10 protein-coding genes and 3 tRNA genes are annotated in these 12425 nt (G+C 64.8%); 3 read left to right on the forward strand and 10 right to left on the reverse strand.

All coding sequences use genetic code 11. The annotated features are described in order from the left end of the window. Positions 1-138: 138 nt before the first annotated feature. From N7607_RS16540 to N7607_RS16550, 3 genes are all read right to left on the reverse strand, one after another. Positions 139-223, reverse strand: a tRNA-Leu gene (locus N7607_RS16540). Positions 224-278: 55 nt separating this feature from the next. Beyond that, positions 279-354: transfer RNA gene (locus tag N7607_RS16545), tRNA-His, on the reverse strand. A 31-nt stretch (positions 355-385) separates the two neighbouring features. Continuing rightward, a tRNA-Arg gene (locus N7607_RS16550) sits at positions 386-462 on the reverse strand. Positions 463-722: 260 nt separating this feature from the next. Here N7607_RS16550 and folD point away from each other — a divergent pair. Continuing rightward, on the forward strand, positions 723-1577 hold the full coding sequence (folD, locus tag N7607_RS16555) for a bifunctional methylenetetrahydrofolate dehydrogenase/methenyltetrahydrofolate cyclohydrolase FolD (protein WP_279866007.1): 855 nt from the start codon (positions 723-725) through the stop codon (positions 1575-1577). A 59-nt stretch (positions 1578-1636) separates the two neighbouring features. Here folD and N7607_RS16560 read toward each other — a convergent pair whose 3' ends face one another. From N7607_RS16560 to N7607_RS16585, 6 genes are read right to left on the reverse strand one after another with little or no spacing between them, the layout of a single operon-like run. Further along, entirely contained in the window at positions 1637-3376 is a 1740-nt protein-coding gene (locus tag N7607_RS16560) for an ABC transporter substrate-binding protein (RefSeq protein ID WP_279866008.1), read from the reverse strand. 50 nt (positions 3377-3426) lie between these two features. Further along, the gene (locus N7607_RS16565) at positions 3427-3699 is read right to left on the reverse strand and encodes a DUF2160 domain-containing protein (protein WP_279866009.1); all 273 of its coding nucleotides are present in this window, start codon (positions 3697-3699) and stop codon (positions 3427-3429) included. Positions 3700-3711: 12 nt separating this feature from the next. Continuing rightward, a complete protein-coding gene (locus N7607_RS16570; protein ID WP_137972663.1) occupies positions 3712-4512 on the reverse strand; it encodes a carbohydrate ABC transporter permease in 801 nt (266 codons plus the stop codon). A gap of 10 nt (positions 4513-4522) precedes the next feature. Beyond that, on the reverse strand, positions 4523-5389 hold the full coding sequence (locus N7607_RS16575; RefSeq protein WP_279866010.1) for a sugar ABC transporter permease: 867 nt from the start codon (positions 5387-5389) through the stop codon (positions 4523-4525). Continuing rightward, positions 5386-6483 carry an ABC transporter ATP-binding protein gene (locus N7607_RS16580; RefSeq protein ID WP_279866011.1) on the reverse strand — a complete coding sequence of 366 codons (1098 nt, stop codon included), beginning with the start codon at positions 6481-6483 and terminating at the stop codon, positions 5386-5388. The genes N7607_RS16575 and N7607_RS16580 overlap by 4 nt, the downstream gene beginning before the upstream one ends. Positions 6484-6493: 10 nt before the next feature. Next, positions 6494-7576 carry an ABC transporter ATP-binding protein gene (locus tag N7607_RS16585; protein ID WP_279866012.1) on the reverse strand — a complete coding sequence of 361 codons (1083 nt, stop codon included), beginning with the start codon at positions 7574-7576 and terminating at the stop codon, positions 6494-6496. A 391-nt stretch (positions 7577-7967) separates the two neighbouring features. Here N7607_RS16585 and N7607_RS16590 point away from each other — a divergent pair, with 391 nt between their 5' ends. After that, positions 7968-9809 carry a sigma-54-dependent Fis family transcriptional regulator gene (locus N7607_RS16590; RefSeq protein ID WP_279866013.1) on the forward strand — a complete coding sequence of 614 codons (1842 nt, stop codon included), beginning with the start codon at positions 7968-7970 and terminating at the stop codon, positions 9807-9809. Between the two features lies 1 nt (position 9810). On the opposite strand, the gene N7607_RS16595 is transcribed toward N7607_RS16590, so the two are convergent. Beyond that, positions 9811-11703 (reverse strand): EAL domain-containing protein, encoded by a 1893-nt coding sequence (locus N7607_RS16595; RefSeq protein ID WP_279866014.1) that lies wholly within the window; start codon positions 11701-11703, stop codon positions 9811-9813. A 384-nt stretch (positions 11704-12087) separates the two neighbouring features. On the opposite strand from N7607_RS16595, the gene N7607_RS16600 reads away from it, so the two are divergent. Further along, complete coding sequence (locus tag N7607_RS16600) at positions 12088-12423, forward strand: FKBP-type peptidyl-prolyl cis-trans isomerase (RefSeq protein ID WP_279866015.1); 336 nt, start codon at positions 12088-12090, stop codon at positions 12421-12423. Positions 12424-12425 lie beyond the last annotated feature (2 nt).

Below are 12425 nucleotides of genomic sequence, written 5' to 3' on the forward strand. Positions count from 1 at the left end.
CTCGTTGCACAGACATAAGCCGGCGTTCCGGCCCCAGAATCGAAAGGCAAGCATTCTAGTGGCTCGAATAGCAGAAGTCACCTGCACAAAACGAGCAAGAAACGGCGGGGTATATAAGGAGGGATTACAAAGAAAAGATGGTGCGGACGGAGAGACTCGAACTCTCACACCTTTCGGCGCCAGAACCTAAATCTGGTGTGTCTACCAATTTCACCACGTCCGCGTGGTAACACTTGAAACGAAAACGCCAGGCTTTTGGCCTGGCGTTTTCTCGAATATGGGGTGGACGATGGGAATCGAACCCACGACACCAGGAGCCACAATCCTGTGCTCTACCAACTGAGCTACGCCCACCATATTGCGTTGCTTGTGCCTGATTCGCCAATGGCGCACCCGGCAGGACTCGAACCTGCGACCATCCGCTTAGAAGGCGGATGCTCTATCCAGCTGAGCTACGGGCGCTTAATCATCTGCGGAACAGACTTCTAAGCTACAGCTCCAACCGCTTCCGGTCGTTGCCATCTTACCCAGCGGCTGGCTGTGCTCGACAAGCGGGGCGAATCTTATAGAGGCGATCCGGGGGCGTCAACACGAAAATGAAAAAATTCCTGTTGGATAAAGGAGTTACAGGAAAGCACGACGCATGTGCCTTTGCCCCACCGGCCGCCCATGCGAGAATGCGCGACCTTTTTTCCACCCTCCCCTATGGTTAAGCAAGCGTCATGACCGCAAAACTGATCGACGGCAAAACCATCGCCGCCAACCTCCGCAAGGACATCGCCAAACGCGTCGCCGAGCGCCGCCAGCAGGGCCTTCGCGCCCCCGGCCTGGCCGTGATCCTGGTCGGCAGCGACCCTGCCTCCCAGGTCTATGTGTCGCACAAGCGCAAGGACTGCGAGGAAGTCGGCTTCGTTTCCGTGGCCCATGACCTGCCTGCCACCACCACTCAGGGCGAGCTGCTGAGCCTGATCGATCAGCTCAACCGCGACAGCGCTATCGACGGCATTCTGGTACAGCTGCCCCTGCCCGCCCATCTGGACGCCTCGCAGCTGCTCGAACGCATCAACCCGGACAAGGACGTCGACGGCTTCCACCCGTTCAACGTCGGCCGCCTGTCCCAGCGCATGCCGCTGCTGCGCTCCTGCACGCCGAAAGGGATCATGACCCTGCTGGAAAGCACCGGTGTCGACCTGCACGGCCAACACGCCGTGGTCGTGGGCGCCTCCAACATCGTCGGCCGCCCGATGGCCCTCGAACTGCTGCTGGCCGGCTGCACCGTCACCGTTACCCACCGCTTCACCAAGGATCTGGCAGGCCATGTGGCCCAGGCTGACATCGTGGTCGCAGCCGCCGGCAAGACGGGCCTGGTCAAGGGTGACTGGATCAAACCGGGCGCCATCGTCATCGACGTGGGCATCAACCGTCAGGACGACGGCAAGCTGGTCGGCGACGTGGAGTACGACGTGGCCGCCGAGCGCGCCGGCTGGATCACCCCGGTACCGGGCGGTGTCGGCCCGATGACCCGCGCCTGCCTGCTGGAGAACACCCTCTACGCTGCCGATCATCTGCACGCGTAAGCCGTTCCGGCAATGAAAAACGGCGCCCTAAGGCGCCGTTTTCGTTTCCACCTCAGTTCTTACTGAGCTTTCTGCCAGGACTTCACCAGCTCGTCGTAGCTCACGGTCTCGCCTTTCGGCTTCTCGTTCTCCAGCTTCGGCTTGGGTGCGCCCGGCTGGTCCAGCCAGTATTGCGGGTCCTTCTCTTCGTTGAGTTTCGGACCGCAATCACCCTGCACGCCGGAACGCTCGATGCGCGCCATCATGCTGTCCTGGGCCGCCGCCAGACCATCCAGAGCCTCCTGTGGAGTCTTGTCGCCACTCGCCGCCTCGGCGATGAACTGCCACCACAGCTGAGCCAGGCGCGGGTAGTCCGGCACGTTGGTGCCGGTGGGGGTCCACTGCACCCGGGCCGGACTGCGGTAGAACTCGACCAGACCGCCGAGCTTGGGCGCGGCATCGGTCATTGCCTGGGAGTTGATGTCCGACTCGCGAATCGGCGTCAGGCCGACCAGGGTCTTCTTCAGCGAAACGGTCTTGGCGGTGACGAATTGCGCGTACAGCCAAGCCGCCAGGCGCTGTTTCTCCGGAGTCGACTTGAGGAAGGTCCAGGAGCCTGCGTCCTGGTAGCCGAGCTTCATGCCCTCCTCCCAGTACGGGCCCTTGGGCGACGGCGCCATGCGCCACTTCGGCGTGCCATCCTCGTTGACCACGGCCAGCCCCGGCTTGGTCATGTCCGCAGTGAACGCGGTGTACCAGAAGATCTGCTGGGCGATATTGCCCTGGGCAGGCACCGGGCCGGCCTCGGAGAAGGTCATGCCCTGGGCTTCCGGCGGCGCATACTGGCGCATCCAGTCGACGTACTTGGTGGTGGCGTAGACCGCCGCCGGGCCGTTGGTGTCGCCACCGCGAGCGACGCTGGAGCCCACCGGGCGACAGCCCTCGACGCGGATGCCCCACTCGTCCACCGGCACGCCATTGGGCAGGCCCTTGTCGCCGCCGCCGGCCATGGAGAACCAGGCGTCGGTGAAGCGCCAGCCCAGCGACGGGTCCTTCTTGCCGTAGTCCATGTGGCCATAGACACGCTTGCCGTCGATTTCCTTGACATGCTCGGTGAAGAACTGGGCGATGTCCTCGTAGGCCGACCAGTTGACCGGCACACCCAGCTCGTAGCCGTAGATTTCCTTGAACTTGGCCTTCAGCTCGGGCTTCTCGAACCAGTCGGCGCGGAACCAGTAGAGGTTGGCGAACTGCTGGTCGGGCAGCTGGTAGAGCTTCTTGTCCGGCCCGGTGGTGAAGGAAATGCCGATGAAGTCGTTCAGGTCGAGGGTCGGCGAAGTGAAGTCCTTGCCCTCGTTGGCGATCATGTCGCTGATCGCCACTGCCTTGCCATAACGGAAGTGGGTGCCGATCAGGTCCGAGTCGTTGACCCAGCCGTCATAGATGTTCTTGCCGGACTGCATCTGGGTCTGCAGCTTCTCCACCACGTCGCCTTCCTGCATCAGGTCGTGGGTGAGCTTGATCCCGGTGATCTCGCTGAAGGCCTTGGCCAGGACCTTGGCCTCGTATTCATGGGTGGCGATGGTCTCGGAGGCGACATTGATCTCCATGCCGCGGAACGGCTCGGCCGCCTTGATGAACCACTTCAGCTCGGCGAGCTGCTGCTCCTTGGTCAGGGTGGACGGCGAGAACTCGCTGTCGATCCATTTCTTCGCCGCCTCTTCATAGGCATCCGCCCAGGCCGCGCCGCTCAATCCGGACAACGTCAGCAGGGCTGCCAGCGCCATGCTATGTCGGGTCTTGTAGTTGTTGTCGAACATAGACTCCTCCTTGCTTGAATAGAAAAGCGACCGTCCAGCCAGGCAGCCGGTCAGCCCCAACGCATCACCACGAGTAACCACACGACGGACAGCGCCGAGGCTATCCAGGTGCTCCAGTCGGTCACGCCCACTACCAGCAGGTGCAGGTAGGCGCTGCCGAGCAAACCGATGAACAGCCGGTCGCCACGGGTGTTGACGATCGGCAGAAAGCCTCTGCGCTCGACGCAGGGCGAGCGGATTTCCCATACCGTCATGCCCACCAGCAGCAGCGCGATGCCGCCGAAGAAGGCCGCCGTGACCGGAGTCCAGGCCATCCATTCCATAGTCGTTTCTCCTCAGACCCGGCCCAGGGCGAAGCCCTTGGCCACGTGGTTACGGACGAACCAGATCACCAGCATGCCCGGCAGGATGGTCAGCACCCCCGCCGCCGCCAGCACGCCCCAGTCGATGCCGGAGGCCGACACGGTGCGGGTCATCACCGCCACGATCGGCTTGGCGTTCACCGAGGTGAGGGTGCGCGCCAGCAGTAGCTCGACCCAGGAGAACATGAAGCAGAAGAACGCCGTGACACCGATGCCGGGGCCGATCAGCGGGATGAAGATCTTCACGAAGAACTTGGGGAAGCTGTAGCCGTCGATGTAGGCCGTCTCGTCGATCTCCTTCGGCACCCCCGACATGAAGCCCTCGAGGATCCACACCGCCAGCGGCACGTTGAACAGGCAGTGGGCCAGCGCCACGGCGATGTGGGTGTCGAACAGGCCGATGGACGAGTACAGCTGGAAGAACGGCAGGAGGAACACCGCCGGCGGCGCCATGCGGTTGGTCAGCAGCCAGAAGAACAGGTGCTTGTCGCCGAGGAAGCGGTAGCGCGAGAACGCATAGGCCGCCGGCAGCGCCACCAGCAGCGAGATGAGGGTGTTCAGACACACGTAGTACAGCGAGTTGAGGTAGCCGGTGTACCAGCTCGGGTCGGTGAAGATCACCTTGTAGTTGGCCAGGGTGAAGTCCTGCGGCCACAGGGTCAGGCCGCCGAGGATCTCGGTGTTGCTCTTGAACGACATGTTCAGCAGCCAGTAGATCGGCACCAGCAGGAACAGGATGTAGAGCAGCAGCGCCAGGGCTTTGCGAATGGTCATGGGGCGCTCCTCAGCTCTTCTGGTCGTTGTGGGTCATGGCCGTGTAGAACGCCCAGGACACCAGCAGGATGATCAGGAAGTACACCAGCGAGAACGCCGCCGCCGGCCCCAGGTCGAACTGCCCCACCGCCATCTTGGTCAGCGTCTGGCTGAGGAAGGTGGTGGCGTTGCCCGGCCCGCCGCCGGTGAGCACGAACGGCTCGGTGTAGATCATGAAGCTGTCCATGAAGCGCAGCATCACGGCGATCAGCAGCACGCTCTTCATCTTCGGCAGCTGGATGTGGCGGAACACCGCCCAGCTCGAAGCACGGTCGATGCGCGCGGCCTGGTAGTACACGTCGGGGATGGCGCGCAGGCCCGAGTAGCACAGCAGCGCCACCAGCGAGGTCCAGTGCCACACGTCCATCACCAGCACCGTGCCCCAGGCGTCCATGGTGTTGGCCGCGTAGTTGTAGCTGATGCCCAGCTTGCTCAGGGTCCAGCCCAGCAGGCCGATGTCGGCGCGGCCGAAAATCTGCCAGATGGTGCCGATCACGTTCCACGGGATCAGCAGCGGAATGGCCATCACGATCAGGCAGGCCGAAGCCCAGCGGCCCTTGGTCGGCATGCACAGGGCGATGGCGATGCCCAGCGGGATCTCGATCAGCAGCACGCAGGCGGAGAAGATGAACTGGCGCAGCAGCGAGTCGTGCAGGCGCTCGTCCTGCAGCACCTGCTGGTACCACTCGACGCCGACGAAGGTGCGCGTGCTGGCATCGAAGATGTCCTGCACCGAGTAATTGACCACCGTCATCATCGGCAGGATGGCGCTGAACGCCACCAGCAGGAACACCGGCAGCACCAGCCACCAGGCCTTGTTGTTGATCACCTTGTTCATGCCCGCACCTCCACCAGCACGTCGTCGGCGTAGAGCATCAGCCACTGGGACGGGAAGCCGATGTAGGCCACCTTCTGCGGCACCGGCAGGTCCTCCTGCAAGCGTGCCTTGAGCGTCACGCCGTCCAGCTCCAGAGTGAGGATCTTGTAAGTACCCAGGTCCTCGACATGGCGCACTTCGCCGCGCAGGGCATCGACGAAGGGCTCGTCGCTGACATGCACGAACTCCGGGCGGATACCCAGCTTCAGCGGCCGCCCGCCCAGCCCGGCCAGGTGCTGGCTCAGGGCCGGCGCCAGCGGCACACGGGTCTGGCCGAAGCACACGCCGCCGGCGTAGGGCGTGACCTCAATCAGGTTCATTCCCGGGCTACCGATGAAGAAGCCCACAAAGGTATGTTTCGGGCGTTCGAACAGCTCGCGCGGGGTGCCGAACTGGACGATCTGCCCGCCGTACATCACCGCGATCTTGTCAGCGAAGGTCGAGGCCTCCAGCTGATCGTGGGTGACGTAGACCATGGTGATGTTGAACTGCTCGTGGATCTGCTTGAGCTTGCGCCGCAGCTTCCACTTCAGGTGCGGGTCGATCACCGTCAGCGGCTCGTCGAAGAGGATCGCCGACACATCGTCGCGTACCAGGCCGCGGCCCATGGAGACCTTCTGCTTCTCGTCGGCCGTCAGGTTGCGCGCCTTCTTGTGCAGCAGCGGGTGCAGGTCCAGCACCTCGGCGATCTCGTGCACCTTGCTGGTCACGCGGGATTCGGCCAGGCCCTGGTTGCGCAGCGGAAAGGCCAGGTTGTCGAACACCGTCATGGTGTCGTACACCACCGGGAACTGGAAAACCTGGGCGATGTTGCGCTCCTGCGGCGGCAGGTCGTTGACCTCGCGCATGTCGAACAGCACCTTGCCCTCGGACGGGCTGAGCAGCCCGGAAATGATGTTGAGCAGGGTCGACTTGCCGCAGCCGGACGGGCCGAGCAGCGCATAGGCGCCGCCCTGCTCCCAGACATGGGTCATCTCGCGGATGGCGTAGTCGTCCGGCCCGCTCGGTTGGGCGCTGTAACTGTGAGCCAGGTTCTGCAGGCGTATCTCGGCCATGGTGCGCTCCTCAGGACCTGCGAATCGGCGCCAGGACCAGTTGGTCCCGGGTATCGAAAACGAACAGCTTGTGGGTCGGGATGTAGATGCGGATCGGCGCGTCGACGTCGTACTCGTGCACGCCCTGCAGGTGCAGGACCAGGGCGAAGTGCTCGCTGCGCACGTGCAGGAAGGTCTCCGAGCCGCTGATCTCGGCCAGCTCGACGGTCACCGCCAGCTCCAGATCGTCGTCGTTGGAGGGCACCAGGCCGATATGCCCGGGACGCACGCCGAAGCGGTACTGCCCTTCCGCCAGGCCGCGCAGCTCGGCGGTCAGCGGGAAATGCACGAAGTCCTCGAAGCTCACCTCGCCATCGCTGATGCGCCCGTGCATCAGGTTGATCGGCGGCTCGGAGAACAGCTCGGCGGCCAGCACCTGTTGCGGCCGGTGGTAGACCTCGGTGGTCTTGCCGCTCTGGATCACCCGCCCCTCGTGGAGGATGGTGGTGGTGCCGCCCAGGGCTAGCGCCTCGTTGGGCTCGGTGGTGGCGTAGATGGCGATGCTGCGACGGGCGCGAAACAGCTCGCGCATCTCCTGGCGCAGCTCCTCGCGCAGCTTGTAGTCGAGGTTGACCAGCGGCTCGTCGAACAGCACCAGGTCGGCGTCCTTGACCAGCGCGCGGGCCATGGCCGTGCGCTGCTGCTGGCCGCCGGACAGCTCCAGCGGGTAGCGCTTGAGGAACTTGTCGATGCGCAGCATCTGCGCGGTTTCCTGCACCTTGCGCTCGATCTCGGCCTTGGCCACGCCAGCCTGGCGCAGCGGCGAGGCGATGTTCTCGTACACCGTCAGGTTCGGGTAGTTGATGAACTGCTGGTAGACCATCGACACGTTGCGCTGGCGCACCGGCACGCCGGTGACATCGGCTCCATGCATCAGGATGCGACCGCTGCTGGGCTTGTCCAGCCCGGCCATCAGGCGCATCAGCGAGGTCTTGCCGGCGAGCGTGCGGCCCACCAGCACATTGAAGGAGCCCGGCTCGAAGCTCAGGCAGGCATCATCGATGTACACCTGCTGGTCGACCACGCGGCAGACATGTTCCAGCGTTAACGACATGGCGTGTCCTTATGGTTATTTCGCCCGTCGCCGCGAAGCTGCTGTTCGGCGGCGGCACTGCCATAAGGCGACATTCGTGCCAGGGCCGATGTGCGCAAACGAAAATTCGCCATGCCGCTGATTGCAAAGGAATATCCGCAAAACCGTGGAAACTGCTGTGGCAAGTGCTGAACAGTTTTGAACAGCGAAACTTGAACAACTGAACACTTCGCCCTTTGACTTTGAACAGCAATGAACAACACTGGGCGAACGCTCAATCCCTCTCCCGCCCGCGGGAGAAGGTCGGAGCCAGGAGGCGCCCAGCGCCCTCCTGCGCAGGCCCGTCTATTGCAGTAACGGCGACGCCAGCACGGAAGCTGTGACGATAAATACAAGAATCAGGCGAACCCTCATGACTGCTACTGCCCCGGCGCCGAGCCACGACGCCATCGTTCATGACTCCTGGAGCCGCTGCCGCGACTTCGGCCTCTCCCACCAGAGCCAGCCGGCCTTCGGCCAGGCCGCGCCCGGCGAGGTCTCGGCCCTGCTGGAGAGCCAGCATTTCCTGGTGCAGACCACCCACCAGGAGGTACTGCCCTACTACGAGAACATCCTGGCCAACTCCAACTGCCTGATCATGCTGGCCGACAACCAGGGCCAGCTGCTGCAGTCCTGGGGTGACCGCCGCTTCGTCGAGCCGGCCCAGGCCGCTGGCTTCGTCCCCGGCGCGCTGTGGCAGGAACGCTACAGCGGCACCAACGCCATTGGCACGGCACTGGCCTGTGGCCAGGCGGTGCATATCCAGCGCGACGAGCACTACCTCAAGGCCAACCGCTTCATGACCGGCTCGGCCTCGCCGATCTTCGATGCTGCCCGGCAGATGATCGGCGTACTCGACGTATCCAGCGACAGCTACCTGCCACCCGCCCACACCCTGGGCATGGTCAAGATGATGAGCCAGTCGGTGGAAAACCGGCTGATCCTCAACCTGTTCAAGGACGACTACTTCCAGCTCAGCTTCAACACCAGCCTGGACAACCTGGACAGCCAGTGGGCCGGCCTGCTGGTGTTCGACGAGGCCGGGCAGATCGTCTCGGCCAACCGCCGCGCCGACAGCCTGCTCGGCGTCGGCCTGTCACGGGTGAATATCGAGAGCCTGTTCGACGTGCCGCTGCAGCAGCTGCTCAACCAGCCGGAGAACCTGCCCTTCGCTCTGCGCGCCGCCGGCCGTTACCGTTTCCACGGTCTGCTCAAGCGCCCGCGCAAGCCACGCATCCAGCCCCGCGACTTCCGCCCGCAAGCGCCCCAGGTCCAACCACAGACAGGCTTCACCCTGGCCAATATCAACCTCGGCGACCCACGGGTGGACAAGGCCGTACGCCAGGCCGAGAGACTGGTGGAGAAGGACATCCCGATCCTGATCCAGGGCGAGACCGGCGCCGGCAAGGAGGTGTTCGTCAAGGCCCTGCACAACGCCAGCTCGCGCGCCGGCCAGCCGCTAATCGCGGTCAACTGCGCGGCGATTCCCGCCGAGCTGGTGGAGTCGGAACTTTTCGGCTACGAGAAAGGCGCCTTCACCGGCGCCAGCCAGAAAGGCAGCATCGGTCTGATCCGCAAGGCGCACAGAGGCACCCTGTTCCTCGACGAAGTCGGCGACATGCCGCTGGCCGTGCAGGCCCGTCTGCTACGCGTGCTGCAGGAACGCAGCGTGCAGCCGCTGGGCGGCGGCGAGCCCTACCCGGTGGACATCCGCCTGGTCTCGGCGACCAACCGCCCGCTGCGCCAGGACGTGGACGCCGGCCTGTTCCGCGCCGACCTCTACTACCGCATCAGCGGCCTCAACCTGGAGCTGCCGCCGCTGCGCGAGCGCACCGACAAGGCCGCGCTGTTCCAGCGGGTGTGGGAGCACCACCGCGAACCCAGCCAGTGGGCCGGCCTCAGTCGTGAAGTGCTGGCGCTGTTCCAGCGCCACCCCTGGCCCGGCAACCTGCGCCAACTGAGCAGCGTGATGCAGATCGCCCTGGCCATGGCCGACGACCAGCCGATCCGCGTCGAGCACCTGCCGGACGACTTCTTCGCCGACCTGGAGACCGAGGCCGACGCCCCGCCAGCCCGCGAAGCGCTGCCCGAAATCCTCGACCTGGCCAGCCAGTACCAGGCCTGCGGCGGCAACATCTCGCACCTGGCCCGCAGCCTGGGCCTGAGCCGCAATACCCTGTACAAGCGCCTGCGCGAGCAGGGCGTGAAGGTCTGAGTTAGACCGCCACCTGCTGGCGACGCGCGAAAGCACCGAGCTCCGCCGCCGCCAGCGGTCGGGCAAACAGATAGCCCTGGCCCTGGTCGCAGCCCAGCTCGGCCAGCAGCGCGCGGGTCGCCTCGTCCTCGATGCCCTCGGCGGTGGTGTGCAGGCCCAGACTGCGGGCCATCTGCACGATGGCGGTGACGATGGCCTGGTCCTGGGCATTGCCGGTCAGGCCACGGACGAAGGACTGGTCGATCTTCAGCTTGTCGACCTGGAAGCGCTGCAGGTACGACAGGCTGGAATAGCCGGTGCCGAAGTCGTCGATCGACAGCTTCACCCCCAGCTCCTTGAGGCGTCGCAGCTGCGCGGAATCCTGCAGCAGAATCGATTCGGTCAGCTCCAGCTCCAGGCAGGCAGGCGCCAGGCCGAAGCGGTCCAGCGCCGCGCGCACCATGACCTCCAGATTGCCGCGGCGGAACTGCACCGCCGACAGGTTCACCGACACGGCGAAGCGCGGCAGCCCGGCCGCTTGCCAGAGCATGGCCTGGCGACAGGCCTCGCCCAGTACCCACTCGCCGATCTCGACGATCAGCCCGGACTGCTCGGCCACCCGAATGAAACGGTCCGGACCGAGGGTGCCACGCTGCGGGTGCTGCCAGCGCAACAGCGCCTCGGCCGCCAACAGGCGGCCGCCGTGCAGGTCGACGATCGGCTGGTAGTGCAGCACGAACTCGTCGCGGCGTAGCGCCTGGCGCAGGTCGAGCTCCAGGGCCAAGCGCTCGTGGGTATCGGCGTTCATCTGCTCGTCGAAGAAACAGAAGCCGTTACGCCCCGCCGACTTGGCCTGGTACATGGCCAGGTCGGCGTGCTTGAGCAGGGTGTCGAAGTCGTCACCATCGCCGGGGAACAGCGAGATGCCGATGGAGATGGAGGTGACGATCTGCATGCCCTTGAGGGCGAACGGCTGGGCCAGTTTCTGCTGCACCAGCGCGGCCACCGAAGACACCGCCGCCAGGTCCGCCACGTCGGCCAGCACCATGAGGAACTCGTCGCCGCCCTGTCGGCTCACGGTGTCGATATCGCGCACCGTGTCCTTCAGGCGGCGTGCCACCTCCTGCAGCAGCTCGTCGCCGGCGGCGTGGCCAAGGGAGTCGTTGATGGTCTTGAAGTTGTCCAGGTCGAGGAACAGCAGCGCCACCTGCTCGTCGTCACGCCGCGCGCGGCCGATGGCCTGCTCCATGCGGTCGCGAATCAGCAGGCGGTTGGGCAGGTTGGTCAGGGCGTCGTGCTGGGCCAGGTGGGTGAAGCTGGCCTCGGAATCCTTCACCCGCAGGATCTCCTGCTGCAGGCGCAGCAGGGTCTTGCGCAGGTCGTTGGCCAGCAGCCACACCGCCGCCGCACAGGTGAGCAGGATGCAACTGACGTTGACCATGCGCCCGATGCCCAGCGGCAACGGCTCGAAGCTTTGCAGGCCGCTCAGCGCCGCGTAGGTGAGGAAGGCCACCACCGCCAGAATGCTCAGCAGCAGGCCAACGAACAGGCGCAGCGAGGCCACCATGCCGGCCACGATCAGGATCGCCGGAAAGCCCAGCACCGCCGCGCTGTACAGGCCCTGGCTGAACCACAGCGAGGCGCTGACCAGCACGGTCAGCGAACAGAGCACCAGCGCCACCGACAGCTCCACCCTGCCGCGCCGGTTGAGCCTGCGCCCGACCAGCACCAGTGCCAGCGCCGCGGCAACCAGGCCGGTATTCAGCCAGCTGCCCGCGATCATGGTCTGGGCGCCGATCAGCAGCAGAACCACGCACAGTACGTTGGCGATCTGCACCAGGCGCTGCGCCTGCAGACGGCGCTCCAGCGGGTCGCTGCCGGCGTCCGGCTGGCGAGAGGGTTGCGCACGCGTCATAACAACTTCACTTCCATGAGGCGACTGCTGCGTCAATAACGGCGAAGGCAACGCTAGCGAAAGCCAACGCCGCCCGGCAAGCGCGGATAGTATCGCGCCCGGTCGACTTGCGTAGTCTTGTCGGGCGACATGATCTTCTGGTAACCGGCCTCTCGACGCGAACGCCTAGCACGTACACGCCAACCGAGGAGCACAGTACTGGCTCGGTCGGTTCGCGACATTTGACCCGGAGCAAGACCTCATCGCCTCTGCAGAAGCGATTGGGCCTAGAGATGTCATCGCCTGCCCCTGGCTAGCCGTTAGAATGCGGCCACGCGCTCCCCAAGGCGGAGGAGCCTGTTCCGAAATCCGGGACTACCCCGAAGCAGCACTGCGAGCCCCCTTATGAGCGAACTGAAGATCGAAGACCTGCAACTCGGCAGCGGCAAGGCCGCCGTCAAGGGAGCCCTGATCACCACCCAGTACCGCGGCTGGCTGGAGGATGGCAGCGAATTCGACTCATCCTACTCGCGCGGCAAGCCGTTCCAGTGCGTGATCGGCACGCGCCGGGTGATCCAGGGCTGGGACCAGGGCCTGATGGGCATGCAGGTCGGCGGCAAGCGCAAGCTGTGGGTGCCGGCACACCTGGGCTATGGCGAGCGCCAGGTCGGCTCGATCCCGCCGAACTCCAACCTGGTGTTCGAGATCGAGCTTCTGGAAGTGCTAACCCGCGACGACTGATC

Origin of the sequence: Pseudomonas sp. GD04019, assembly GCF_029837695.1 — a bacterium.
Taxonomy (GTDB): domain Bacteria; phylum Pseudomonadota; class Gammaproteobacteria; order Pseudomonadales; family Pseudomonadaceae; genus Aquipseudomonas.

Excerpts from the sequence above, each read along its gene's own strand:
- N7607_RS16560 (WP_279866008.1), bottom strand. The coding sequence starts at position 3,376 with ATGTTCGACAACAACTACAAGACCCGACATAGCATGGCGCTGGCAGCC.
- N7607_RS16585 (WP_279866012.1), bottom strand. The coding sequence starts at position 7,576 with ATGTCGTTAACGCTGGAACATGTCTGCCGCGTGGTCGACCAGCAGGTG.
- N7607_RS16575 (WP_279866010.1), bottom strand. The coding sequence starts at position 5,389 with ATGAACAAGGTGATCAACAACAAGGCCTGGTGGCTGGTGCTGCCGGTG.
- N7607_RS16580 (WP_279866011.1), bottom strand. The coding sequence starts at position 6,483 with ATGGCCGAGATACGCCTGCAGAACCTGGCTCACAGTTACAGCGCCCAA.
- N7607_RS16590 (WP_279866013.1), top strand. The coding sequence starts at position 7,968 with ATGACTGCTACTGCCCCGGCGCCGAGCCACGACGCCATCGTTCATGAC.
- N7607_RS16595 (WP_279866014.1), bottom strand. The coding sequence starts at position 11,703 with ATGACGCGTGCGCAACCCTCTCGCCAGCCGGACGCCGGCAGCGACCCG.
- N7607_RS16570 (WP_137972663.1), bottom strand. The coding sequence starts at position 4,512 with ATGACCATTCGCAAAGCCCTGGCGCTGCTGCTCTACATCCTGTTCCTG.
- folD (WP_279866007.1), top strand. The coding sequence starts at position 723 with ATGACCGCAAAACTGATCGACGGCAAAACCATCGCCGCCAACCTCCGC.
- N7607_RS16565 (WP_279866009.1), bottom strand. The coding sequence starts at position 3,699 with ATGGAATGGATGGCCTGGACTCCGGTCACGGCGGCCTTCTTCGGCGGC.
- N7607_RS16600 (WP_279866015.1), top strand. The coding sequence starts at position 12,088 with ATGAGCGAACTGAAGATCGAAGACCTGCAACTCGGCAGCGGCAAGGCC.